The 24,779-nt window shown below is 64.2% G+C and carries 23 protein-coding genes and 1 pseudogene; 12 read left to right on the top strand and 12 right to left on the bottom strand.

Features of this window, described 5'->3' with window-relative positions:
• Nucleotides 1-208 precede the first annotated feature (208 nt).
• Nucleotides 209-1,372 (top strand): nitric oxide-sensing protein NosP, encoded by a 1,164-nt coding sequence (nosP, locus tag BM186_RS13150; RefSeq protein ID WP_074915819.1) that lies wholly within the window; start codon nucleotides 209-211, stop codon nucleotides 1,370-1,372.
• On the top strand, nucleotides 1,302-3,944 hold the full coding sequence (gene nahK / locus BM186_RS13145; protein ID WP_162843960.1) for a hybrid sensor histidine kinase/response regulator NahK/ErcS': 2,643 nt from the start codon (nucleotides 1,302-1,304) through the stop codon (nucleotides 3,942-3,944). The genes nosP and nahK overlap by 71 nt, the downstream gene beginning before the upstream one ends.
• A gap of 177 nt (nucleotides 3,945-4,121) precedes the next feature.
• Here nahK and BM186_RS13140 read toward each other — a convergent pair whose 3' ends face one another.
• From BM186_RS13140 to BM186_RS13110, 7 genes are all read right to left on the bottom strand, one after another.
• Complete coding sequence (locus BM186_RS13140; RefSeq protein WP_072425577.1) at nucleotides 4,122-4,541, bottom strand: GNAT family acetyltransferase; 420 nt, start codon at nucleotides 4,539-4,541, stop codon at nucleotides 4,122-4,124.
• 154 nt (nucleotides 4,542-4,695) lie between these two features.
• Nucleotides 4,696-5,361 (bottom strand): response regulator transcription factor, encoded by a 666-nt coding sequence (locus tag BM186_RS13135; protein ID WP_017363255.1) that lies wholly within the window; start codon nucleotides 5,359-5,361, stop codon nucleotides 4,696-4,698.
• 23 nt (nucleotides 5,362-5,384) lie between these two features.
• Complete coding sequence (locus tag BM186_RS13130; protein WP_074915815.1) at nucleotides 5,385-5,960, bottom strand: PQQ-dependent catabolism-associated CXXCW motif protein; 576 nt, start codon at nucleotides 5,958-5,960, stop codon at nucleotides 5,385-5,387.
• A gap of 315 nt (nucleotides 5,961-6,275) precedes the next feature.
• Nucleotides 6,276-7,067 (bottom strand): ABC transporter permease, encoded by a 792-nt coding sequence (locus tag BM186_RS13125; RefSeq protein ID WP_074915813.1) that lies wholly within the window; start codon nucleotides 7,065-7,067, stop codon nucleotides 6,276-6,278.
• Nucleotides 7,067-7,888, bottom strand: a complete 822-nt coding sequence (locus tag BM186_RS13120; protein WP_074915811.1) for an ABC transporter ATP-binding protein — start codon at nucleotides 7,886-7,888, stop codon at nucleotides 7,067-7,069. Before BM186_RS13120 ends, BM186_RS13125 begins: the two co-directional genes overlap by 1 nt.
• Nucleotides 7,885-8,850, bottom strand: coding sequence for a YVTN family beta-propeller repeat protein (locus tag BM186_RS13115; protein WP_074915809.1), 966 nt, complete (start codon nucleotides 8,848-8,850; stop codon nucleotides 7,885-7,887). Before BM186_RS13115 ends, BM186_RS13120 begins: the two co-directional genes overlap by 4 nt.
• An 86-nt stretch (nucleotides 8,851-8,936) precedes the next feature.
• Nucleotides 8,937-10,112 (bottom strand): ABC transporter substrate-binding protein, encoded by a 1,176-nt coding sequence (locus BM186_RS13110; RefSeq protein WP_074915807.1) that lies wholly within the window; start codon nucleotides 10,110-10,112, stop codon nucleotides 8,937-8,939.
• A gap of 158 nt (nucleotides 10,113-10,270) precedes the next feature.
• On the opposite strand from BM186_RS13110, the gene BM186_RS13105 reads away from it, so the two are divergent.
• The 4 genes from BM186_RS13105 to BM186_RS13090 all read left to right on the top strand — a co-directional run bounded on the left by BM186_RS13105 (nucleotide 10,271) and on the right by BM186_RS13090 (nucleotide 13,389).
• A complete protein-coding gene (locus tag BM186_RS13105) occupies nucleotides 10,271-10,708 on the top strand; it encodes a cupredoxin domain-containing protein (RefSeq protein ID WP_074915805.1) in 438 nt (145 codons plus the stop codon).
• 13 nt (nucleotides 10,709-10,721) lie between these two features.
• A complete protein-coding gene (locus BM186_RS13100) occupies nucleotides 10,722-11,987 on the top strand; it encodes a HAMP domain-containing sensor histidine kinase (RefSeq protein ID WP_074915803.1) in 1,266 nt (421 codons plus the stop codon).
• On the top strand, nucleotides 11,984-12,634 hold the full coding sequence (locus BM186_RS13095; RefSeq protein ID WP_074915801.1) for a response regulator transcription factor: 651 nt from the start codon (nucleotides 11,984-11,986) through the stop codon (nucleotides 12,632-12,634). Before BM186_RS13100 ends, BM186_RS13095 begins: the two co-directional genes overlap by 4 nt.
• 314 nt (nucleotides 12,635-12,948) lie before the next feature.
• Nucleotides 12,949-13,389: an NUDIX hydrolase gene (locus BM186_RS13090; protein WP_074916248.1), complete on the top strand. Its 441-nt coding sequence runs from the start codon at nucleotides 12,949-12,951 to the stop codon at nucleotides 13,387-13,389.
• A gap of 180 nt (nucleotides 13,390-13,569) precedes the next feature.
• On the opposite strand, the pseudogene BM186_RS13085 reads toward BM186_RS13090, so the two are convergent.
• The 4 genes and pseudogenes from BM186_RS13085 to exaA form a co-directional block, all read right to left on the bottom strand.
• Nucleotides 13,570-14,871, bottom strand: a pseudogene (locus BM186_RS13085) (PQQ-dependent sugar dehydrogenase).
• Nucleotides 14,868-15,296 carry a DUF2231 domain-containing protein gene (locus tag BM186_RS13080; RefSeq protein WP_074915800.1) on the bottom strand — a complete coding sequence of 143 codons (429 nt, stop codon included), beginning with the start codon at nucleotides 15,294-15,296 and terminating at the stop codon, nucleotides 14,868-14,870. The pseudogene BM186_RS13085 and the gene BM186_RS13080 overlap by 4 nt, the downstream one beginning before the upstream one ends.
• A 262-nt stretch (nucleotides 15,297-15,558) precedes the next feature.
• The gene (locus tag BM186_RS13075) at nucleotides 15,559-16,218 is read right to left on the bottom strand and encodes a pentapeptide repeat-containing protein (RefSeq protein ID WP_074915798.1); all 660 of its coding nucleotides are present in this window, start codon (nucleotides 16,216-16,218) and stop codon (nucleotides 15,559-15,561) included.
• Nucleotides 16,219-16,412: 194 nt separating this feature from the next.
• Nucleotides 16,413-18,275: a quinoprotein ethanol dehydrogenase gene (exaA, locus tag BM186_RS13070; RefSeq protein WP_074915796.1), complete on the bottom strand. Its 1,863-nt coding sequence runs from the start codon at nucleotides 18,273-18,275 to the stop codon at nucleotides 16,413-16,415.
• 289 nt (nucleotides 18,276-18,564) lie between these two features.
• Between exaA and pedF the strand changes: the two genes are divergently transcribed.
• The 4 genes from pedF to BM186_RS13050 are packed head-to-tail and all read left to right on the top strand — an operon-like array spanning nucleotide 18,565 to nucleotide 21,617.
• A complete protein-coding gene (gene pedF / locus BM186_RS13065; RefSeq protein WP_074915794.1) occupies nucleotides 18,565-18,984 on the top strand; it encodes a cytochrome c-550 PedF in 420 nt (139 codons plus the stop codon).
• A gap of 3 nt (nucleotides 18,985-18,987) precedes the next feature.
• A complete protein-coding gene (locus BM186_RS13060) occupies nucleotides 18,988-19,860 on the top strand; it encodes a substrate-binding periplasmic protein (protein ID WP_074915792.1) in 873 nt (290 codons plus the stop codon).
• 21 nt (nucleotides 19,861-19,881) lie between these two features.
• Nucleotides 19,882-20,631: a quinoprotein dehydrogenase-associated SoxYZ-like carrier gene (locus BM186_RS13055; RefSeq protein ID WP_074915790.1), complete on the top strand. Its 750-nt coding sequence runs from the start codon at nucleotides 19,882-19,884 to the stop codon at nucleotides 20,629-20,631.
• A 56-nt stretch (nucleotides 20,632-20,687) separates the two neighbouring features.
• Nucleotides 20,688-21,617, top strand: coding sequence for a quinoprotein relay system zinc metallohydrolase 1 (locus BM186_RS13050; RefSeq protein WP_074915788.1), 930 nt, complete (start codon nucleotides 20,688-20,690; stop codon nucleotides 21,615-21,617).
• A 173-nt stretch (nucleotides 21,618-21,790) separates the two neighbouring features.
• Here BM186_RS13050 and BM186_RS13045 read toward each other — a convergent pair whose 3' ends face one another.
• The gene (locus BM186_RS13045; RefSeq protein ID WP_074915786.1) at nucleotides 21,791-22,177 is read right to left on the bottom strand and encodes a hypothetical protein; all 387 of its coding nucleotides are present in this window, start codon (nucleotides 22,175-22,177) and stop codon (nucleotides 21,791-21,793) included.
• 217 nt (nucleotides 22,178-22,394) lie between these two features.
• On the opposite strand from BM186_RS13045, the gene BM186_RS13040 reads away from it, so the two are divergent.
• Nucleotides 22,395-24,170, top strand: coding sequence for a methanol/ethanol family PQQ-dependent dehydrogenase (locus BM186_RS13040; RefSeq protein ID WP_074915784.1), 1,776 nt, complete (start codon nucleotides 22,395-22,397; stop codon nucleotides 24,168-24,170).
• A gap of 322 nt (nucleotides 24,171-24,492) precedes the next feature.
• On the top strand, nucleotides 24,493-24,779 hold a 287-nt coding region (locus BM186_RS13035), incomplete at its 3' end, for an aldehyde dehydrogenase family protein (protein WP_139228013.1).

Below are 24,779 nucleotides of genomic sequence, written 5' to 3'. Positions count from 1 at the left end.
CTATGGCTTCCTGGGCTACTTACGCCGACCCGTAGGGTGCGCCGCGCGCACCAGCGATTACCGTTCCCCTGAGTCTCACTTGGCGTCCGGCGTACTGCTTCGCGAGTACGCCCTACGGGTCGGCTATCCAGTACTCAAGTAGCATGGGGCGCCTGCGGCCTCCTTCGTAGAATTTCCCCATGATCGGCAGGTGCATTTGGGGCGTGATATGGCCTTGCAACAGTCGGAGGGCGTGCTCAGCGCCGTCTCCAGCACGAAGGATGTGGAATTGGCCGCCCAGGAACTGGCACGTCAGCTGATCCATCCCTATCTCGGCTTCGTGCTGTTTTTCTGCTCGGCCGAATACGATCTCGACGGCCTCGGTCAGGCGCTGGAGGCGCATTTCGGTGGCGTTAGCCTGGTCGGCTGTACCAGCGCCGGCGAGATCACCCCCCAGGGCTACGGTCGTGGCTGCGTGGTGGCGCTGGGCTTCGATCTGCGCTGCTTCTCCATCGCCAGCGTACTGATCGACGAGATGGAGCGCTTCAATCTGCTCGATGCGCAGCAATTGGTCGATGGCCTGGTCAAGGATTGCCGCAGCAACGAGCTGGCCTCGATCAAGGGCCACAGCTTCGCCCTGACCCTGCTCGATGGCCTTTCCAGCCGCGAAGAACTGGTGCTCGGCGCGCTCAGCGCGGCACTCGGCAGCATCCCGCACTTCGGTGGCTCGGCCGGCGACGACAACCACCTGACCCACACCCACGTCTACCACGGCGGCCGCTTCCACAGCGGCGCCGCCGTTGTGGTGCTGTTCAACACCTGGCTGGAGTTCGAGGTGTTCAGCACCCACCACATCCAGCCCAGCGCGGAAAAGCTGGTGGTGACCCGTGCCGACAGCGCCACGCGCCGGGTGTACGAACTCAATGCCGCACCGGCCGCGCAGGAATATGCCGAGCTGATCGGTGTGCCGGTCGAGGCGCTGGATCTGCGGGCGTTCGCCGCTTATCCGCTGGCGGTGCGGATCAGCGATCACTACTACGTGCGCTCGATCCAGCAGGTGCACGACGACCTCAGCCTGACCTTCTACTGCGCGGTGGAGAACGGCATTGTCCTCACTGCCATGCGCCCGGGCCCCTTGCTGCCGAACCTTGCGCAGCTGTTCGCCGGGCTGGAGCAGCGCCTCGGGCCGCTGCTGCTGACCATCGGCTGCGACTGCTTCCTGCGTCGCCTGGAGATCGAGAACGATGGCGGCGTCGAGTCGGTCGCCACACTGCTGCGCCAGCAGCGGGTGATCGGCTTCAACACCTACGGAGAGCAGTTCAATGGCATGCACATCAACCAGACCTTCACCGGTGTCGCCATTGGCCGACCTGTTGGGCGTGGCGAGCGCTGAGCTGCAGGCACGCTGTGCAGCGCTGGAGCAGGAAAACGCCAAGCTCAGGCGCATCAACGCCGCGCTGATCGAACGGGTCGAGTCGATCCATTCCCGTGGCGATGATGCCTACGCGGCCTTCCAGCATTCGGTGGTGCTGTCCGAGCAGGTGCGCGAACGCACCGATGCGCTGAACCAGGCGATGGCCGAACTGAAATCCAGCAACCAGCTGCTCAGCGATGCGCGGTTGCGGGCCGAGACCGCACACCAGCATTTGATCGATGCCATCGAGAGCATCTCAGACGCCTTCGTGCTGTTCGATGATCGCCAGCGCATCGTCCTGTTCAACAGCCGCTTCAAGGCGCTGTGGGCTCGCAGCCGCGCGCGCATCGGCACGGGCACGCGGCTGGAGGAGATTCGCCGGCTGAGCCGCAGCACCGGCCTGGTGGTGGAGGCGCAGTTGGGCAAGGAGGGCGAGCCGAGCCTGTTCCGCCTGCAGGACGGGCGCTGGGTGCAGGTCAGCGAACGACCTACCCGCGAGGGCGGGCTGGTAATCCTCTATACCGACATCACCGAGGTGAAGCAGAGCGAGGCGCTGCGCCGCGAACAGGCCCTGGCGCAGAAGTCGCGGCTGCTGCAGCGCGCGGTCGACAACCTGTCGCAGGGCATGGCCATGGTCAATGCCGAAGGCTCGCTGGAGTTGTGGAATCACCGTTTCCTCGAACTCTGCGGGCTGGCGCCGATCAACGCCCATCGGCCGTTCGCCGAAGTGATGGCGGAGAGCGAGCTTGAGCCGCTGACCCCGGACAGCCGCGATGCCGCCGGCAAACCGCTGCGCCAGGTAGAGGTGCGCCTGTTCGACGGGCGCATGCTGGAAGTGCGCACCCATCCGCTGCCTACCGGCGGCTTCGTCAACACCTTCACCGATATCACCGAGCGTCATCGCCAGGCCCAGGCGCTGAGCGACAGCGAGCGCTGGATTCGACTGATCACCGACCACGTGCCGGCGCTGATCGCCTATCTGTCGGCCGACCTGGTCTACGAATTCACCAACAAGGTCTATGAGGAATGGTACTGCTGGCCGCGCGGCGCCATGCTCGGCCAGAGCCTGCGCGAAGTACACAGCGAGGAGCATTGCCAGCGCCTGGAGCCCTACGTCGAACTGGCGCTGTCCGGTGAGAGCGTGACCTTCGAATTCGCCGAAACCAACCACAACGGCCAGGAACGCTACATGCTGCGTTCCTACGTGCCCAACCGTCAGGCCAGCGGCGAGGTGGTCGGTATCTTCGTGCTGATCCGCGATATTACCGAGCGCCGTCGCACCGCCGAGGCGCTGCACCAGGCCTATCAGCATCTGGAGCAGCGCGTGCGTGAGCGCACTGCCGAGTTGACCACGGTGAACGACCAACTGCGCCGCGAGATCGACGAGCGCACGCAGATGGAGGCGCGCCTGCGCGAAGCCAAGGGCGAGGCCGAGCAGGCCAATCTGTCCAAGACCAAGTTCCTCGCGGCGGTCAGCCATGATCTGTTGCAGCCGCTCAACGCGGCGCGGCTGTTCACCAGTGCCTTGTTGGAGAAGAAGGATCTTTCCGGCTGCGCGCCGCTGGTACGTAATGTCAGCAACTCGCTGGAAGACGTCGAGAGTTTGCTGGGTACACTGGTGGATATCTCCAAGCTCGATGCCGGGGTGATCAAGCCGGATATCGCGCCGTTCGCCGTCAGCGAGCTGCTGGAAAATCTGGCCGCCGAGTACCACCAGATCGCCCGTAGCGAGGGCCTGCGTCTGGACTACCTGCCCAGCTCGGCGCTGGTACGCAGCGACGTGCAGCTGTTGGCGCGGATTCTCCGCAACTTCCTTAGCAACGCCATTCGCTACACCGCCAGCGGGCGCATCCTGCTGGGCTGCCGGCGGCGCGGCAACAGCCTGTCCATCGAGGTCTGGGACACCGGCATCGGCATCGCTCAGGACAAGCTGGTGGAGATTTTCCAGGAGTTCAAACGCGGCGATAACGTGCAGCGCAAGCAGGATCGCGGCCTGGGCCTGGGCCTGGCGATCGTCGACAAGATTGCGGGCATGCTCGGTCACCGTATTCGCGTGGCATCGCAGCAGGGCAGGGGCTCGATGTTTGCCGTCGAGGTGCCGCTGACCCGCCGCGCGCCGCGTGTGCGCACTGTGCAGGACAGTCCGGATCAGTTGCTCGAACGCCTCAGCGGTGCGCGGGTCTGGGTGCTGGATAACGATGCGGCGATCTGCGCGGGCATGCGTACATTGCTCGAAGGTTGGGGCTGCCGGGTGGTTACCGCGCTGAGCGAAGAAGATCTGGCGCGCCAGGTGGACAACTACCACGCCGAAGCCGACCTGTTGATCGCCGACTACCACCTGGATGACGAGCGCAATGGCGTCGACGCCGTGGCGCAGATCAATGCTAGACGTAGCACGCCGCTACCGGCGCTGATGATCACCGCCAACTACAGCAACGAGCTCAAGCAGCAGATGCGCGAGCTGGGCCACAGCCTGCTGCACAAACCGGTGCGGCCGATGAAGCTGAAGGCGGCGATGAGTCACCTGATGGAGCGCGGGGCGGGGGCTTGAAACCCGGTGCGCACGGCGCACCCTACGATGTACTCGCATGACGCCAACCGCGCAGGCGGCCTCGATCCCGTAGGGTGCGCTGCGCGCACCGAAGCTGGCCCGTAGGCCGGATGCAATCCGGGAAGGATCATGCCGTTCTGCCCCGGATTGCATCCGGGCTATGATGCGGGCGCGCCGTCAATCATCCGCGATCAATCGCTTGCCCAGGCTGACCGAGGCATCGACCTTGTAGCCAAGCCGCTCGTAGAAGGCCAATGCCGCGGCGTTGGTGTCGCGTACCTGCAGGCTGAGCTTGGGGCAGCCCAGGGCCAGCAACTGTTCTTCGATATGTGCCATCAGCTGACGGGCCAGGCCCTGCTGGCGTTGCTCGGGGCACACCGCCAGGTAGTTGACCCAGCCGCGATGGCCTTCGTAGCCGGCCATGGCCGAGGCCACCAGCTTGCCGTCGATCTCACCCACCAGAAACAGCTCGGGCTGCACTTGCAGCTTGCGCTGGATGTCCTTGTGCGGGTCGTTCCACGGGCGGGTCAGGTCGCAGCGTTGCCAGAGATCGACGACGGCGGCTTCGTCAGCGAGCCGGAAGGGGCGGATGTGCATGGTGGACTCCAATCGGTGAGGCCGCCGTTTTAGCACGGCTTGATGACGGGAGTCAGGACAACCTCGCTCGTCACTCCCGCGAAGGCGGGAGCCCAGGTGCTTCTTGGGTTCTGGCTTCCCGCCTGCGCGGGAATGACAGTCAACCTATCGGGCGCTAGCGGCGCAGGTAGGAGGCGAAGTCGATATCGCCAGCCGAGAGGATCGCCTGCACGCGGTTATGCACGCCGAGCTTGCGCAGGATGGCCGAGACGTGGGCTTTGACGGTGGTTTCGGCGATATCCAGGCTGTAGGCGATCTGCTTGTTCGACTCGCCCTTGGTCATCCGCTCGAGCACCAGCAGTTGCTTGCGCGTCAGGGCCTGCAGCAGCTCCGGGGCGATGCTGTGGTTGTCGTGGTGCTGGCGCGAGCTACCGCTCTTCTGTGAGCGGATGATGTCCGGCGGCAGGTAGACGTTGCCGTCGAGAATCTGCGCGATGGCGTCGGTCATCTGCGCACGCGGCGAGGACTTGGTGATGAAACCCACCGCACCATAGGTGATGGCCTGCAGCACGATCTGCTTGTCCTGCTCGGCGGAAACGATCACCACCGGTATGGTTGGCGCCTCGTTGCGCAGGTTCATCAGCCCGCCCAGGCCGTGCATGCCGGGCATGTTCAGGTCGAGCAGGATCAGATCCAGATCGTCGTGGCTCTGGGTCAGCTCCAGGGCGCTGTCCAGGTCGGCGGTTTCCATGATCTCGCTGCCGGGAAACCCATCGGCGATGACGTTATGGATGGCTTCACGAAACAGCGGATGGTCGTCGGCAATCAGAATCTTGTACATGGCCTTGCACCTCGTTGTTGTGATTATGGTGTGGCGGTGGGCGTGAGGAAAGCAGCAGGCAATTCGGCAGGTTGGGCGGGCACCAGCGGCAGACCGGCCTGTTCCCAGGCATCGACGCCGTCACGGTACCAGTAGAGCTGGCGATAGCCCATGGCATGGGCGCGGCGCGCGGCGTTCCAGCTCAGCCAGCAGTCGGAGCGGCAGTAGAAGACGAAAGGCTGGCGAACGTCGCCACGGCTCTGCTGGTGCAGGTAGTGGGTGAAGTAACGCTGCCATTGCGGGGCCAGGTTGCCGTCGCCGGCATTGGCCAGCCACAGGCTGCCGGGCAGATTGGCGTGGGGCGCGTCCTCGACGAAGCGCCCCTGCACGAAGGGGCGGCGATAAACGTCGATCAGGCGGGTGTCCGGGCGCTCGGCAAGGAGCTTCTGCAGGGCGGGGGTATCGACGATCTGTACGCCTTCCAGGCTGGAAGGCGTTGGGCTGCGGTACTGGCTGCTGCGATAACCATCGGCGTCGAACAGCTCTTCGGCGTGCGCAAGGCAGGCCAATAACACCGAGGCGAGCATCAGGCCTGCTTGCACGGGCAGACGGTACTTCATGGCAAGGTCTCTACTTATTGTTGTGCCGGTATTACAGGCCATGGTCGCAGGCTTGGGAATTCTACGTTGGAGAGGAAAACCAGTACCAAAGTAGTAGAGGTGGCTGGTGGGGCGTGCCTGGAATCTGTCGTAGGGCGTACTCGCGAAGCAGTACGCCGATGGAGTTTCGTTGGAACGTTGTGCTGCCATGCCATGCCATGCCATGCCATGCCATGCCTGGCGGACTGTTCGCTTCGCTCCCGAGTTCGCCCTACGGTCGGTGCTACGGGTCGCCCTACGCGGTTGGCGTCGCGATTCGTTGCATTTGTTCGTTGCCTATCCCGCCTTGCGCAGCGTGGCATGCTGCGGGTTGAAGCTGGCCACGGCGAGCAGCGTCAGCAGCACGGTGAGGCCGGCGCAGATCAGCAGCGCGTCGAGGTGCAGACGCAGGTACAAGGCATTGCGCACCAGCTCCACGGCGTGGGTGAAGGGATTGGCCGCGCAGAGCCAGTACAGCCACTCGCTGGACTCGCGCATCTTCCACAGCGGATACAGCGCCGACGACAGGAAGAACATCGGGAATATGACGAAATTCATCACCCCGGCGAAGTTTTCCAGTTGCCGTATGCCGTTGGACAGCAGCAGCCCAAGCGCACTGAGCAGAAGCGCCACCAGCAGCAGCGCCGGCAGTGCGGCGAGCAGGCCCCAGGCCGGCGGTTGCACGCCATAGACCCAGGCGATGACGAGGAAAGCATAGACCTGCAGCAGCGAGATCAGCGCCGTGGCCAGCAGCTTGGCCACCAGCAGGAAGGCGCGCGGCAGCGGGCTGGTGAGTAGCACACGCATGCTGCCCATCTCGCGGTCGTAGACCATCGACAGCGAGCCCTGCATGCCGTTGAACAGCAGGATCATGCAGGCCAGGCCCGGCACGATATAGGTGTCGTAGGTGATGTAGGTGTCGTACGGTTCGATGATGGCGATGCCCAGCGCGGCGCGAAAGCCAGCGGCGAACACCAGCAGCCACAGCAGCGGGCGCACCAGGGCGCTGAGAAAACGCGAGCGCTGCAGGACGAAGCGCAGCCATTCGCGCAGGACGATGCCACGCAGGCATTCCCAGTAGGCGGTCATCAGCGAGCACCTCGCGTAGGGTGCGCCTTGCGCACCGGGGCCGTTTCATCATCGCCAACGTCGTCGGCCCGCTTCGGCCGCAGCGCCTCACGCACATGCCCACGGCCCAGCGCCTCGTCGCCGGTGAGGCGGGCAAAGCTGATGGCCAGGTCGTCGCCGAACTGGCTGGCCTTGCCCCAGGCCACGCGCTCGCCGCGATGGAGGATCAGCAGATCGTCGCTGGACTCGATCTCGTCCAGCAGGTGGGTCGTCCACAGCACGCACAGACCCTGCTCGCGGCACAGGTTGCGCACATGCCGGCCCAGCGCCAGGCGGCTGGCCGGGTCGAGTCCGGCGCTGGCTTCGTCGAGCAGCAGCAGGCGCGGTTGATGGAGCAGGGCGCGGGCGATTTCCACGCGGCGGCGGTGGCCGCCATTGAGCGTGCGCACCTTGTCGTGACGGCGCTCGGCGAGATCCTGGCGCAACAGTTCCTCGTCGATGCGCGCCTGTGCCTCGCGGCGCGGCATGCCGTGCAGTGCAGCGTGGTAGGTGAGGTTCTGCTGCACCGACAGGTCGAGATCCAGGGTGCTTTGCTGGAACACCACGCCGAGCTGGCGCAGCGCCTGGCGCGGCTCATTGCGCAGGCTGTGGCCGAAGATGCGGATGTCGCCCTGCTGCAGGTCGTACAGGCGGGTGAGCAGGGCGATCAGGGTGGACTTACCGGCGCCGTTGGGGCCGAGCAGGGCGCCGAAACGCCCTGGCGCCAGCTCGAAGGCCAGGTCGTTGAGTGCTTGGCGCGCGCCATAGGCGAAACCAACGCCGCTCACCTCCAGTGCATTCATGGCGTCACCACCACGCCCCAGGGGTAGCGGCCGACCTTGATCGACTTGGTCACCTTGAGGGCATCGACGTCGATCACCGACACATCGCCGCTGACGCCGTTGGTTGTCAGCAGGCGCTTCTGATCCGGGGTGAACGCCAGGTGCCAGACGCGCCGGCCCACCAGCAGGTAGTCGAGAATCTCGTAGGTCTTGGCATCCACCACCGCCACATGGTTGGCCGGGCCGAGGGCGACGAAGGCGTACTTGCCGTCGTCGGTGAGTTTGACTCCCACCGGCTGCACCTTGTCCGGGTGCACGCCCTTGATGGCGAAGTTGAGCACCTTGAGTACCTGGCGCGAGTCCACGTCCAGCACCGTCACTGTGCCGCCGATCTCGGCCGAGGCCCACAGGCGCTTGCCGTCCTTGTCGAACTCGACGTGACGCGGGCGCTGGTCGACCAGGGTGTTGTCCACCAGTTGCTGGGTGCTGGTGTCGATCCAGTGCAGCATGTTGGTGGTTTCGCTGGTGTTGACCGCCCACTTGCCGTCCGGGCTCACGGCCATGCCTTCGGGCTCTACGCCCACTTCGATCTGCGCCAGCACCTCGTCGCTCTGGGCGTCGACCACGGTGACCAGGGCGTCGTCCTCGTTGGAGATGTACAGCCAGCGGTCGTTGGGGTGCAGGGCGAACTGCTCGGGGTCGGCGCCGGAGGGCAGCTCCTTGATGATCTTGCGCGTGGCCAGGTCCATCACCTGTACGCGGTCCGAGTCGCTGGCGCAGATGTACAGGAGCTCGTTGTCGGAGGACAGCAGCAGCCCACGCGGGCGCATGCCGACGTCGAGTGTGGCGGTGACTTCCAGGCTGTCGAGGTCGATGACGCTGATGCTGTCATCCTTCTCGTTGGACACGTAGGCGGTAGCGGCGAAGGCCGATTGGCAGGCCAGGCCGAAGGCGACGGCGCAGGCGATACGGGTCAGACGCATGGGGGTGATCCTCTTGTTGTTATCTTGGACTGGTGCGCGCGGCGCACCCTACGGTTCGGTTTGGGTAGGGTGCGCCGTGCGCACCATCAGTTAGCGGTCTCCGCCAGATCGCAGCTCACCTCAGGCCGGTCATAGCCGAGGCTGTCCATTTCGTTGCTCGGATGGAGGAAGCCGTCCTGCGGCGAGGTGCTGACCAGGGCGCGTGGGTGTACCAGCGGAATCGGCTGGCGCAGCTCACCGTTCCACGGCCGGAAGCTCAACTTGCGGCCCTTGAAGCCGTCCAGCGGCAGTTGTTCGTTCAACAGCAGGTGGCGAATGCCCTGTGGCTCGGCGGCGCGCTGCTTGGTCACGGCGGCGGCGACGCTGCGCACGGCCATCCAGGCGGCGAAGTCACGGTCGTTCATCCAGCGTCCGGCCAGTGCCTCGAAGCGTTTCTGCAACTGCGCGGCGCCGAAGGTTTCCACCGTCTTGTGCCAGGCGGTCGGGCTCAGGCCCTGAGTGCCGGCCACCGGGCGCGGATACCAGGTGTTGTAAGGCAGGTATTCGCCGAAGTCGCCGCGCTCGTCGGCCACCAGCACCACGTCGTACTCGCTGGCCTGGGTGAACAGAGGCATCTCGGCCTGGGCGCTGCGGCGCTGATCGGTGTCGAAGCTCCACGGCTTCTCGGCGACGATCCTGTGGCCGAAGCGTTTGGCGGCGCGTTTGAGAGCGTCGGCGTAGGCGATGTCGTCCTCGGTGCTGCCGGTTACCAGCAGCCAGCGTGTCCATTTGCGTACGGCGAGGAACTGCGCCAGGGCGTCGGCCAGCATGGCGCGGCTGGGCAGGGTGTGCAGCACGTTGCCCAGGCAGTGTGCGCGGCGCAGGCCGTCGTCGGCACTGCCGGCATTGAGCAGCAGGCTGTCTGGCAGGCGCTGGCTGAGCTGGCGCAGAGTGGCGGCCGGGGCGTTGACCACGAACAGGCGGATGCCGGCCTGGTGCTGCTGTTCGGCGGCAGCGAGCACGGCTGCGGCGTCGTCGCTCTCGGCACTCTCCAGGCTGTAGCTCTGCTTGAGAAAACGTCCGGTGCTGTTGCTGTCGGCAATCGCCAGCTCGGCGCCGCGGCGGCCGGCGTCCAGCGGCTCGGGAATGACGTTGGACAGCAGCGGGCCGCGCGGCGGCAGGTGGGCCAGGTAGCCGATGCGTACCTGCAGCTCGCTGGCGCAGGCGGCGCCGGTGTAGAGCAGGGCGAGAACTAGCAGGGCGGACTGGCGAATCTGGCGCATGGGGCGGCTCCCGGTCGGATGGCCCCAGCATAGGAACAGCCCCCGCCTTGGGAAATATGCCCAAAGTACCAGCGGGGCCGTACCAAGGTAGTAGACCGCAACGGTCGCCCGCTCCCTAGCATGGTCACCAGGCCCATAAAAACAACAGGTGAACTTCCATGCGCATCATCAAAGTCCTTACGTTGCCGCTGCTGCTGATCCTCAGCCTACTCGGAGTTGACAGCCTGCATGCCGCCGGTGACATGACCCGCCGCCCGGTTGCGCTGCCCGACCTGGTGCTGGGTAACGATGACAGCGACTACTTCATGTCGCAGACCGAATACCAGCTGGAAACCGGTCAGGCCTACCAGCTCAAGGTCATTTCCAGTGGGCAGAAGGAATACGCCTTCCAGGCGCCGGAGTTCGCCACTTCCATCTACCTGCGCAAGGTCGAGGCGGGTGGTGTGGAGATCAAGGCGGTCACCCTCACCGAACTGGAATTCGAGGATGCCGGCGAGGCGGAGATCTTCTTCCTGCCGGTCAAGCCAGGCAAATACCGCTTCTACGCCAAGGGCCTGGAAGGCAAGGGCATGCTTGGTTACTTCGTGGTCAAGTAGCGTGGCCAAGTAGATGACTGCTCTGGGCCGCATCAATCTCGGCGTCAGCCTGCTGTTCGGGCTGGTGACCCTGGCCGGGCTGGCGCTGCTGTTGCGCCAGGCCAGCCACGATGTGCAGCGTGAGTTGCAGGCCGCCGAAGCGGTGGTGGAATACCTTGGCGAAGTGGCGCGCAGCAACCCCGGCAGCCTGCGCCCGGAATTGACCGAAAACCTGCGACATATCCGCGTGAGCTGGCTGCGACCGGGCGAAGAGCCCGAGCAGCAGACCGAAAGCGTCATCGAGCACTGGATCGCCGAACGCCTGCTGGGCTCGGCCTCACTGGTGGCCGATGCCTGGCCGCTGGAGGATGGCCGCGAGTTGCGTATCGCCCTCGATCCCTATGATGAAATCGAGGAAATCCAGGACTCGCTGCTGCAACTGCTGCTCCTCAGCGCCTTCGCCCTGATCCTCAGCCTGCTGACCATCCGCTTTGCCGTGCAGCGGGCTCGGCGTGTGCTGGACGAACTGCTCGCCGGTCTGCGCGAAGTCAGCGCCGGTCACTTCGATACGCGCTTGCATGACCACGGCCTGGCCGAGGCCAAGCACCTGGCGGCGCACTTCAATGAGATGGCCATCACCCTGCAACAGGTGCAGGCGGACAACGCCGAACTGACCCAGGCGCTGCTGGAACTGCAGGAGCGCGAGCGCACGCGCCTCGGTCAGACCCTGCATGACGACCTCGGCCAATACCTCAGCGGCATTCGCGCCCAGGCCTGCCTGCTCAAGGTGATTGCCGACCGGCCGCAGCAGGTGCAGGACACCGCGCGTCTGCTCGACGACAACTGTGAGCGACTGCAGCAGGGCTTTCGCAGCCTGATCCGCGACCTCTACCCGGTGGTGCTGGAGCGCCTGGAACTCGGCCCGGCGCTGCAGCAACTGGCCGCCGATTGGCAGCAGGCGCAAGGCATTCGCTGCCGACTGCAACTGAGCGAACAACTGCCGAGCCTGCCGCTGGCGAGCAAGGCCCATCTCTATCGCCTGGTGCAGGAGGCGCTGACCAACGTCGCCCGCCATGCCGATGCCAGCGAAGTGCGGATTCGCCTGCAACGCCGTGGCCAGGGCCTGCGCCTGCTGGTACGCGACAACGGCCAGGGCACTGCGCTACCGCTACGCCCCGGCATTGGCCTGCGCTCGATGCGCGAACGCAGCCGCAGCCTCGGTGGCGAGCTGCGCCTGCACAGCCGGCCGCAAGCCGGTTGGGCGCTGTGCCTGAACATCCCTCTGGAGGCAACGCGATGAAGGTTCTACTGGTGGACGATCACGCTGTGGTGCGCCAGGGCTACGCCAGTCTGCTGCGCGCCCTCTTGCCCGAGGTGCAATTGCGCGAGGCTTGTGACGGCGAGCAGGCGTTGCAGCGGGTGCAGGAAGAGATTCCCAACCTGGTGATCATGGATATCGGCCTGCCCGGCATCAGCGGTCTGGAAACCACCCGCCGCCTGCGCCAGCGCCTGCCGCAACTGCGCATCCTGTTCTTCAGCATGCACGATGAACTGCCCCTGGTGCGCCAGGCGCTGGACGCTGGCGCCATCGGCTACCTGACCAAGAACTCGTCGCCGGAAATACTGGTGGAAGCAGTCAAACGCACTGCCGCCGGCCACGCCTATATCGAACAGCCACTGGCCACCCAACTGGCCTGCAACCCCGCAAGCAGCGACGGCCTGGACCCACGCCTGCGCGAACTGACCCAGCGCGAGTTCGAAATCTTCGTCATGCTCGCCCGTGGCCTGCCACCGAGGCAAATCGCCGAGAAGCTGTGTATCAGTGCCAAGACCCTGTCCAACTACCAGACCCTGGTAAAGAACAAACTGCAGATCAGCTCGCAGGCGGAGCTGGTGTATTTGGCGATTGATAGTGGGGTGGTAAGGGTGGGGTTAGAGAGTGCTTGAGCAGGGTGATGCCTGTTGACGCCGTGTATGAACGCCGGAAGGCCGATCCTATTCTGGCTGCCCTTATTTGCCCGCACTCGCGGGGACTTTCGTTGGCGCAGCGGTATTTGCATCCCGCCTTTCGGCCTGATTCTTTGTGGCGCCGCAATGCGTGAGCGAAAGGAGGCCCAGCGAATACATTCGCCTTTTTGGGATGGCTTGCAACATATTGATTTTATAGCGATTGTTGTTGTGGTGGGTGTGCGGAGTTATACCGCCCTCTCTGCTATTGGATTAGCATGGACAGCAATCTAATCACTGTTAGGGGCACAGAAATGACACCAACGAAATCTTGTCCCGTGGTTCTGCGTAATGGCGATGAGGTGGAAATTCTTGCATTCCAGCATCCGATTGCTGGTCTTCAGTTGGTAAAAGGCACAATTGAACCGGGAGAAAATCCAAGGGAAGCAGCGGTACGCGAACTCGCGGAAGAGGCTGGCATCCTGGCAGCAGACGTTACATCTGACCTAGGTCTTTGGGCGTCTGGTTACCAGGATCAAATCTGGTCATTTCATCTCTGTAAGGTTGGGCAAGAAACTCCTGATAAATGGGTTCATCACACTGGCGACGATGGTGGGCATGATTTCAAGTTTTTCTGGCATCCTCTTGCCAAGCCAGTCCATTCAGAGTGGCACGAAGTCTTTCAAGGTGCGTTGGCATTCATTCGTACAGCCCTAACCAATCATTCCAGCGGACCCGCTAAAGCGGGCAACTGAACTCAAGCGTTAGTCGGATCAGATTGATCTTCCCCACGCTCTGCTTGGGAATGCAGCCCTAGACGCTCAGCGTCCGCTTGTATGTCGTGGCGCATATGCATCCGCTGGCTACGCAGAGCGTCATGGGCTTCCTCCCCACGCGGAGTGTGGGAGCCATAGGTGAGATCGCTTCCCTTAGCCTCACTCGCTGCCTTCGCGCACCACCCGCCAAATCGTGTTGGCCAGATCATCCGCCACGATCAGTGCGCCGCGTGGATCGACCGTCACGCCAACCGGGCGGCCACGGGTCTTGCCGTCTTCGGTGCGAAAGCCGGTGACGAAGTCGATGGGGTCGCCTGCAGGGCGGCCGTTCTCGAATGGCACGAAGATCACCTTGTAGCCCACCGGGTTCTTGCGGTTCCAGCTGCCGTGCTCGCCGACGAATACGCCGTCGGCATATTGCTCGCCCATCACTTCGCTGGAGAAGTCCAGGCCCAGTGCCGCGACGTGGGCGCCGAGGGCGTAGTCCGGGGCGATGGCGCTGGCGACCTTGTCCGGGTCCTGTGGCTTCACCCGCGGGTCGACGTGCTGGCCGAAGTAGCTGTAGGGCCAGCCGTAGAAGCCGCCTTCCTGCACCGAGGTGAGGTAGTCGGGCACCAGGTCTTCGCCCAGTTCGTCACGTTCGTTGACCACTGCCCACAAAGTGCCGGTGCCCGGTTGGATGGCCAGTGCGGTGGGGTTGCGCAGGCCGGTGGCGTAGGGCTTGTAGGCGCCGGTTTCGGCGTCCACCTGCCAGACCATGGCGCGGTCGACTTCGGCCTCCATGCCACGTTCGGTGATGTTGCTGTTGGAGCCGATACCGACGTACAGGTAGCGGCCGTCTTCGCTGATGGTCAGCGCCTTGGTCCAGTGGTGATTGATCTCCGACGGCAGGTCGGCGACCTTGCTTGGCGGGCTGCTGGCCTTGGTCTGGCCTTCCTCGTAGTCAAAGCGCACCAGCTAGTCCTGGTTGGCCACGTACAGGTTGCCTTCGTGCAGAGCCAGGCCGTAGGGCGCGTTGAGGTCTTCGGCGAACACCGTCTGCAGCTCGTAGCTGCCATCACCATCGGCGTCGCGTAGCAGGGTCAGGCGGTTGCCGCTCTCCACCGAGGTGTTGCCGCGTGCCTTGATCACGCCGGCGATCACGTCCTTGGGTTTGAGCTTGGCCGCGTTACCGCCACGGCCTTCGGCAACGAGGATGTCGCCATTGGGCAGCACCAGGGTTTGCCGGGGGATCTTCAGGTCGGTGGCGATGGCGGTGACGCTGAAGCCTTCGGGCACGGTGGGTCGTTGATCGCCCCAGGGCGTCGGTTCGGCAATGGTCATGCTCGGCAGGATGCCGCGTTCGGGCTCGGGCAAGTCCGGCTGGGCGCCGTAGAACTGCTGGTTGCTGCCGGGCTCTTCGCCGCAGGCGGCCAGCAGCAGGGCGAGGGGCAGGGCGGTCAATGCTAGGTGCGTTTTCATCGGGCATCTCCTGTGCGTGGCTGGGCCATGCCGACCCAGGTGGCGGTAACGGCCAGCAAGGTGACGACCACCGACAAGGCCAGGCCCATGGGCATCACAGCCCAGGCGTCCTTGGCGTGCTCCAGCGCATTGATGAAGCCCAGCACCCAGGTAACCAGGAGCAGCAGGAAGTAGGTGAGTGGGCGCGGATTGCGTCGACGAAATAGCCCGACCAGGGCGAACAGCATCGCCAGGCCGGCGAATACCAGGGCGCCGGCGATCAGCCAGGAGGCGAAGTTGCTCCATTGGATCTGGTAGCTGCGGTAGTAGGCGATATCAGCCATCAGGGCGCCGAGAAACAGCGGCACCTGGCCGCACAGCAGGGTGGCGTGCAAGGGGCTGAGGATGTTGGGGTAGACGTGTGGAGTTGCAGTGGTGGTGGTCACGGCAGATCCCTCTTGGGTCGATGACTGATGGCGGCTCACTCGCAGTGGCCTCGATCCGACTGTTCCTAAAAAGGGATTGCCTTGTGCCGGCATGGTTCAGGTTGTTTTGCTGTCAGGCGGGAAGGCGACCGAGGTAGGGGGCGAAGGGCTTGTATGAACCGTAGGAGCGGCTTTAGCCGCGATGTTCATGATCGCTTCGCGGCTGAAACGGAATGCCGCCCAGCCGCTCCTACGGGGTGTTGCTGTTCTTGCTGGATCGGACTCAGTCCCAACCCTTGGGACATTGCACGCAGCCGGGCATGTTGGCGTCCTGAAAGTTGCCGAAGCGGGTGCGTGCGCCGGTGAGGTTGGCGTTTTCCAGGTTGGAGCCGCCGAGCTTCACTTCCTGCAGGTTGGCATCCTCAAGGTGTGCGCCCTTGAGGTCGGCCTTGCTCAGCCAGGTCATTTCCAGGTTGGCGGCCTGCAGTTGCACGTTGTGCAGCTTGGCGCCCGCTAGGCGGGCGAACTCCAGGTTGGCGGCGCGCATGTCGGCGCCTTCGAATTGCGCGGCCTGGGCGAACAGACCCCAGCCGCCGATGGCGACCAGGCTGGCGCCGGAGAGGTCGGCCAGGCGCAGGTTGCTCTGTTGCAGGCTGGCGCGGTTGAGGTTGGCACCGCGCAGCTTGGCCTTTTCCAGAATGGCCAGGTCGAGGTTGACGTGACGCAGGTCGGCACCGGAGAGGTCCGCGCCGGACAGGTCCATGCGGCGCATGTCCAGATTGCGCAGGTCGGCGCCACGCAGGTTGGCGTTGGGGCATTTGCTGTCGGGTTCGATGCGGCAGCCGTTGATCTGCAGTACGCCGTTGTTCTCGGTTTCGGCGCCGATGGCATGGCTGCCGATTACCAGCAGCAGGACCGGGATAAGCAGGGGCAAGTAGTTCATGGCGAGTCCTCGGGGTGATTGCCTGATTCGCTTCGCGGCTGAAGCGGAATGCCGCCCAGCGGTACCTACGGGAAGACGACACTGCGTCTCGGGTAGGGTGCGCCGTGCGCACCGCAGGTGAATGCGATGGTCCAGGTGAAGATGCAAAAGGCCGGTGCGCATGGCGCACCCTACGGTGCGCCATGCGTGAGCCTTTAGCGTTTGGCGGTGGTCTTGTCCCAGCTCGGCAGCTTGAACACCCAGAAGGAACCACCCTGGGCGACCGGTTTGGTCAGGTCGGCCATGTCGCCGCCCCACAGCGGTACGGCGCCGCCGTAGCCGGCGGTCACGCCGATGTACTGCTCACCGTCCTGTTCCCAGGTGACGGGCGGGGAGATGATCCCGGTGCCAACCTGGAACTTCCAAAGCTCCTTGCCGTTCTTGGCATCGAAGGCCTTGAAGTAGCCGTCGCCGGTGCCGGTGAACACCAGGTTGCCCTTGGTGGCCAGTACGCCGGCCCACAGCGGCAGACGCTCCTTGTGTTCCCAGGCGACCTTGCCGGTGGTCGGGTTCATCGCCCGCAGGATGCCGACGTGGTCGTCGTACAGGCGCTTGATGCGAAAGCCCATGCCCAGGTAGGCGGAGCCTTTCTTGTAGTGCGCTTCCTCGGCCCAGTAGTCCTCTTTCCAGTGATTCGCCGGCACGTAGAACAGGCCAGTGTCCTGGCTGTAGGCCATGGGGTTCCAGTTCTTGCCGCCGAGGAAGGGCGGGGAGACTTCGACCACTTGACCCTTGGTTTCGCCGGCCTTGGGCTTCGGCGGGCGCTGACCTTCGTTCTCGACCGGGCGACCGGTTTCCAGATCGATATGGCTGGCCCAGGTGATCTTGTCGACGAAGGGGAAGGCATTCTTCAGCTTGCCGTTGGCGCGGTCGACCACGTAGAAGAAGCCGTTGCGGTCGGCGTGGGCGGTGGCCTTGGTGACCTTGCCGTCCTTGTCCTTGTAGTCGAAAAGTACCAGCTCGTTGTTGCCGGAGAAGTCCCAGGCATCGTTCGGGGTGTGCTGGTAGAACCACTTCACTTCGCCGGTGGTGGGGTCGACGCCGACCTGGCCGGAAGTGTACAGGCTGTCGTAGTCCTTGGGATTGCCGCCGTCTGCGGTGCGTGCCCAGCCGTTCCACGGGGCCGGGTTGCCGGCGCCGATGATGATGGTGTTGGTCTCGGCATCGAAACTGGCGCTCTGCCACGGCGCGCCGCCGCCCTGGCTCCAGGCTTCCTTCTTGCCGGTCGGGTGGTTGGGATCATCCGGCCAGCTCGGCGCCTTGACGTCGCCGGTCGGGGTGCTGTCCTTGCCATTCAGGCGGCCCATGTGGCCTTCGACGAAGGGGCGCATCCAGACTTCCTCACCGGTATCCGGGTCGCGGGCGAACAGCTTGCCGACCACGCCGAACTCGTCACCGGAGCTGCCGTGGATGACCAGTACCTTGCCGGTCTTGCCATCTTTGACGATGGTCGGCGCGCCGGTCATGGTGTAGCCGGCGGAGTGATCGCCGAATTTCTTGTTCCAGACCACCTTGCCGGTGTCCTTGTTCAGCGCCACGACGCGGGCGTCGAGGGTGCCGAAATAGATCTTGTCGCCATAGATGGCGGCGCCGCGATTGACCACGTCGCAGCACGGGCGGATGTCGTCGGGCAGGCGATGGCTGTAGGTCCACAGGCGCTTGCCGGTCTTGGCGTCGAGGGCGAAGACGCGCGAGTACGAACCGGTCACGTAGACCACGCCGTCGTGGATGATGGCCTGGGACTCCTGGCCGCGCTGCTTCTCGTCACCGAAGGAATAGCTCCAGGCCGGGGTCAGCTTGAACACGTTGTCGGCGTTCACCTGGGCCAAGGGGCTCCAGCGCTGGGCATTGGTGCCCATGCCGTACTGCAGCACGTTGCTGGTGGTGCGGTGGTCGTTGGCAATGTCTTCCCAGGTGACCGGCTTGGCCAACGCGGCCTGGCCCAGCGCCAGGCCGCCGGCCAGCATCAGGGCGAGCGCCAGGGGGCGCGGGGTGCTGGGTAGGTTTCTTGTTGTCATGGTTGTCCTTCCCGTTGAAGAAAGTGATCGCCGCAGTGGCAAGTCGATGGTGGTACCCGGCCACCTTTGCGCCTACGGAAAAACTCCCGCCTTCACCGGGAGTATTTCCCGGTCGGGGCATGACTTGGCCTTGCTGCCAAGGCATCGCCAACACTCCCTCACAAGCCCTACTACCAAGGGACTAGAACGCGACCACCAAAGCAGCATTCGGCACCTTGCGCGGCCTTTCTAAGATGGCCCCACAAGCTCCGTATGAGCTGTCTTGCGTGCATTCGATGAGGTCCTAGCCATGAACAAGAAACTCAATTCCACCCTGGCCCTGGTATTGCTGGCAGCCTCGACCCAGCTCTGGGCGCATGGCGATGTGGTGCCGCAGGCGGTCAATACCGACGGTCTTGAACCCCTGGGTGAAGAGTGGCTGGAGGAGAATCCCTATCGCGACAATCCGCGCGCCATCGAAATTGGCTCCTCGGCCTACAACCAGAACTGCGCCGCCTGCCATGGCCTGGAAGCCAAATCCGGCGGTATCGCCCCGGATCTGCGTCTGCTGGAGCTGGGCGCCAGTGGTGACGAGTGGTTCAAGGAGCGGGTAATCAACGGCGCGGTGCGCGATGGCCGCGTGTACATGCCGAAGATGGCCGACTTCCTTAGCCAGGAAGCATTGTGGGCGGTGCGTACCTATCTGGAGAGCGTGCACGTCGAGGAGTAATTCATGCGCCTGCTGATCCTCCTGTTTGGCCTGCTGCTAGGCCTGGGCATTGCCCAGGCGCAGGTGCGCGACTTCGACCGCATCACCGAGTCGGGCATCCTGCGCGTGGCGCTGTACCAGAATTTCCCACCCTACAGTTACGAGCAGGACGGTCAGCCGCGTGGCGTCGACTACGAGCTGGCCAAGGCGCTGGCCGAAGGGCTTGGGCTGAAGCTGGACGTGATGTGGGCGCCGCCGGGTGAAAAACTCGACGACGACCTGCGCGACTACATCTGGCGTGGTCGGGTGACCGCGCAGGGCCAACTGGCCGATGTGATGTTGCGTGTGCCATACGACCGCGACTACGCGCAGATGCGCAACGAGCTGGGCGAGTTGGTCAACGAACTCGTCGTGATGTTCGGCCCCTATCAGCGCGAACGTTGGCAACTGGCTTTCGACCGTCGTCGTCTGACCGAAGTGCCGAGCATCGTTGCGTTGCGCCAGCATCCAGTCGGCGTCGAAGTGGAGAGTGTGCCCTCGTTCTACCTGAGTTCGGTGCAGGGCGGCATGCTCAGCCAGGAAACCCGCCATTACCCAACGCCGAAGCTGGCCTTTGCTGCCATGCAGGGTGGTGAAGTGGATGCGGTGATGGCGCTGCGTGGCGAGGTGGACTGGCTGGTGCATGAGGCCGATGACCCGCAGCTGGCGCTGGCCGAGAACGCCTACCCGGACATGGGCCGGCAGATCTGGGAAATCGGCATGGCGGTACACGAAACCAATCGGCAATTGGCCTATGCCCTGGAAGAACAGCTGGAAAACATGATCCTCGACGGCTCACTCGAGCGCCTGTACGCGCGCTACGGGCTGCGCTACGAGAAGCCAGAACAATACCAATAAGAGTCGAGCCGGAGGTGGGCGATGGATTGGCGTAGCCTGATGTTGCTGGCCCTGTTTGCCTGGGCCTGGGAAGCGCGGGCCGCCGCGCCCGATCCGGTCACCTCGGTGATGTGGGACTACTACCACCAGCGTCTGCTCAACGGAGAAGCCTTCGTCTTCGACGACAAGGTTCGCCTTGAGGTGCCTCCATTCGCCGAGGATGCGCGCCAGGTGCCGATCCAGATCGACGCCAGCGCCTATCGCGGCAAGGTCAAGCGCATTCTGGCCTGGGCCGAACTCAACCCTATCCCGCGCATTCTCGACTTCGCTCCCGGCGAGCATCTGGAGCCGAGTCTGGCGATTCGCATCCGTGTCGAGCAGGCCACGCCGATTCGCGCGGCGGTGCTCACCGACGATGGCGTCTGGCATATCGGCTCGGCTCGCGTCGAAGCGGCGGGTGGCGGCTGTACTGCGCCCAGCGTGGTGCGCGCCGAGGCCGGCTGGGAAGAGCGTCTGGGCCAGGTGCTGGGCAAGCGCTTCGTACGCGGTGAGGACAGCCGCCTGCGCCTGCAGGTGTCGCACCCGATGGACAACGGCCTGGTCGGCGGCATTCCCGAGTTCTACATCGAAGAAGCCGAGCTGCGCGGTGCCGATGGCCAGGTGCTGGGGCGCATCGAGTTGTTCCCCGCGGTCAGCGAGAACCCGACGCTGACCTTCGACCTGCGTGACGACCGGCAGGCCGAAGTCTGGCTGCGCGACAACAACGGCAACGAATTCCAGGCCGCGTTCTGAACGCGACCGGCCGGTAGGGTGCGCCGTGCGCACCAACCCCCATCTAGGAGGCCTCCATGCGTTGGGTGCTACTGCTGACCTGCCTGTTCGCCAGTCTGGCGCAGGCGCTCGATTACCATCTGCAACCCCGGCAGATCGCCGACGGCGTCTGGCTGTTGGAGGGCAGCACCGACAACTTCGCTGCGGACAATGGCGGCAATATCGTCAACGTCGGCTTTATCGAAACCGCGGACGGTGTGGTGGTGATCGACACCGGCCCGTCGCGTCGCTATGGCGAGGCGCTGCGCCAGAGCATCGAGAAAACCACCGGCAAAACGGTGCTACATGTGTTGCTGACTCACCATCACCCCGATCATGTGCTGGGCAACCAGGCTTTCGCCGGGGTGCCCATCGCGGCGCTACCCGAGACCACCCGGTTGCTGGCCGAACAGGGCGACGCCATGGCGGAGAACATGTACCGCCTGGTCGGCGACTGGATGCGCGGTACCGAAGTGGTCTTGCCCACCGAGGAGGTGCAGGAAGGCACGCTGGAAATAGGCGGCAGGCGCCTGCAACTGCTGGCGCTACGCGGGCATACCGGTGCCGATCTGGCGATTCTGGATGAGCGCACGGGCGTGCTGTTCGCCGGTGATATCCTGTTCTACCAGCGTGCGTTGACCACCCCGAACAGCCCGGGGCTGGACGTGTGGCTGGCCGACCTGGATCGGCTCGAAGCAATGCCATGGAAGCAGATCGTGCCCGGCCATGGGCCGGTGACTAAGGACGCGGCGCCCTTTGCGCAGATGCGCGATTACCTGGGCTGGCTCGACGACTTGCTGCGCCAGGGAGCGGAGCAGGGCGCGGAGATGAACGAATTGATCCGCGCGCCGATCCCTGAGCGCTTTGCCCAGGTCAACCTGAGTCGTTACGAGCTGATCCGCAGCGTCAGCCACCTCTACCCGCACTACGAGCGCAACGCCATGGTGCGGGTGGATCGCCAGGATTAGAGACTTGCGGAGTCATCGGTGCGCATGGCGCACCCTACGCGAACGTCGTCTCGGCTTGGTAGGGTGCGCCGCGCGCACCAGCTTGTGCTGGAAATACCCTGTGGGAGGGGCTTTAGCCGCGACCCGCGAATGAAGACGTCGCCGCTGAAGCGCCTCCCGCAGTACGTCTGGGCCTAAAGCTCTTCGTCATCACGAATCAGCACGTAATGGCGACCATGCTCGGTTTCTTCGTGGTCGTAGACGTAATACATCACCACTTCGCCCAGGCTGGACTGCACGGCCACGTAGTCACCGCTGTCGGGCATGAAGAATTCCCGGGTGGCCGGCTTGGCCAGGCATTCGATATGGGCGCTGACGAAGTGGGTGGGGTCTTCCTCGCCGTAGTAGTCCTCGCGCTGGTGCGCGTCCCAGTCCTGCGGCGGCTCGAAGGCGCCGGTGATCAGCACCTTGCCGTCACCCAAGTCCTGCTCTTCGGCATCCGGGTCCTGCTCGTCGGGGCGATAGACCGTGCAGTCCAGTGCATCGGGATGGTTGAGAATTTCCTGGCGAGGATGGGGCACGGGCGTCTCCGATCAGAATGTGCGGGCGGCCAAGTGTCGGGCAAAGCCAGGGCCGCCGCAATCGCCATGATCATGGCCTGTGGAGCAGGTATTGCTACCAAGGAACGAGGAAAATCGGCTGGGGGTGTAATTGTTGGGTGGCCTGGGTGAGCCAAGAATTCGCGGCAGACCGGGAAAATTTCCCGGCAATAACAATGAACCCGCAGAGGTAGCCGCAATGAAACACGCCGGTCTTCGCCAGCCTTTCCTCCTCACCGCACTCTGTGCCGCCATGCTGTTGCCGTCCGCCGCCGCGCTGGCGGTCACCGACGCCGAGATTCTCAAGGACGCCACCACCACCGACGAGATCGTCACCAACGGTCTCGGTCTGCAGGGCCAGCGCTACAGCCCGCTGAACATCCTCAACGAGCAGAACGTCAAGGAACTGCGCCCGGTCTGGACCATGTCCTTCGGTGGCGAGAAGCAGCGCGGCCAGCAGGCGCAGCCGCTGATCAAGGACGGCGTGATGTACGTCACCGCCTCCTACTCGCGGGTATTCGCCGTCGATGCGCGCACTGGTCGTGAGCTGTGGCAGTACGAAGCACGTCTGCCTGACGACATCCGCCCTTGCTGCGACGTGATCAACCGCGGCGTCGCCCTGTACGACGACCTGGTGATCTTCGGCACCCTCGACGCCAAGCTGGTGGCGCTGAACAAGGACACCGGCAAGGTGGTGTGGCGCAAGAACGTCGCCGATCACAAGGCGGGTTACTCCATCACCGCGGCGCCGCTGGTGGTGGGCGGCAAGCTGATCACAGGCGTTTCCGGTGGCGAATTCGGCGTGGTCGGCAAGATCGAAGCCTACGATCCGAAGAATGGCGAGCTGCTCTGGAGCCGCCCGACCGTCGAAGGTCACATGGGCTACGTCTACAAGGACGGCAAGGCCGTCGAGAATGGTATCAGTGGTGGCGAGGCCGGCAAGACCTGGCCGGGCGATCTGTGGAAGACTGGCGGCGCCGCGCCCTGGTTGGGCGGCTACTATGACGCCGACACCAACCTGCTGTTCTTCGGTACCGGCAACCCGGCGCCGTGGAACTCGCACCTGCGTCCTGGCGACAACCTCTACTCGTCCTCGCGCCTGGCGCTGAACCCGGACGACGGCAGCATCAAGTGGCACTTCCAGACCACCCCGCATGACGGCTGGGACTTCGACGGCGTCAACGAGCTGATCTCCTTCGACTACCAGGAAGGCGGCAAGACCGTGAAGGCAGCTGCGACCGCCGACCGTAACGGCTTCTTCTACGTGCTCGACCGCACCAACGGCAAGTTCATCCGTGGCTTCCCCTTCGTCGACAAGATCACCTGGGCCAAGGGGCTGGACAAGAATGGTCGGCCGATCTACGACGACAGCAACCGTCCGGGCTCGCCGAGCGCGAAGGAGAAGGGCAGCAGCGTGTTCTCCGCACCGGCTTTCCTCGGCGCCAAGAACTGGATGCCCATGGCCTACAGCCAGGACACCGGTCTGTTCTACGTGCCGTCCAACGAGTGGGGCATGGACATCTGGAACGAGGACATCGCCTACAAGAAGGGCGCCGCCTACCTGGGTGCCGGCTTCACCATCAAGCCGCTCAACGAGGAGTACATCGGTGTGCTGCGCGCCATCGATCCGAAGACCGGCAAGGAAGTATGGCGCCACAAGAACTACGCGCCGCTGTGGGGCGGGGTGCTGACCACCAAGGGCAACCTGGTGTTCACCGGCAACCCGGAAGGCTACCTGCAGGCGTTCAATGCCAAGACTGGCGAGAAGGTCTGGGAGTTCCAGACCGGCTCGGGCGTGATCGGCTCGCCCGTGACCTGGGAAATGGACGGCGAGCAGTACGTCTCCGTTCTGTCCGGCTGGGGCGGTGCGGTACCGCTGTGGGGCGGTGAGGTGGCCAAACGGGTCAAGAATCTGAACCAGGGCGGCATGCTGTGGACCTTCAAGCTGCCGAAGGAGCTGGTGGCCAAGCGCTGATCGGTTGATGTGGCAGACGATGGCCGGACTCTGTCCGGCCATCGTCGTTTCTGGCGTCTGGCTGCCAGCGCCGAGCCGCTGCGAAATGCCACGGGCGAAATTTCCTGGTTTGGAACGCAAGACCAGGCCAACGGGTCTAGCCTTTAGCTTCCATAGCCTCGTACCTCGCTGCCAAAGGCCCGTGCCAGACCGCTCTACTACCAAATGACTAGGTGATCTATGCCATGGGTGCATACCGAGGTTTCTGGGGGCTTCCTAAGATCGAACCATGACTCGCTTCCCCGATTGGCAGCGGGCTCCGACAACAAGAGAGGTCAGCATCATGATTTACGCGAAACCGGGTACCGCAGGCGCCGTCGTCACCCTCAAACCACGCTACGGCAACTATATCGGCGGTGAGTTCGTTGCTCCGCTCAGCGGCCAGTACTTCAGCAACACCAGCCCGGTCGATGGCTCGGTGATCGCCGAATTCCCCCGTTCCAACGCTGCGGACATCGACAAGGCGCTGGATGCTGCCCACGCTGCGGCCGATGCCTGGGGGCGCACCAGCGTGCAGGAGCGCTCGCACATCCTGCTGAAGATCGCCGACCGCATCGAAGCCAACCTCGA

Origin of the sequence: Ectopseudomonas toyotomiensis (genome assembly GCF_900115695.1) — a bacterium.
Taxonomy (GTDB): domain Bacteria; phylum Pseudomonadota; class Gammaproteobacteria; order Pseudomonadales; family Pseudomonadaceae; genus Aquipseudomonas; species Aquipseudomonas toyotomiensis.
Note: the sequence above shows the minus strand (reverse complement) of the source record. Positions and strands in the feature narration are given on the sequence as shown.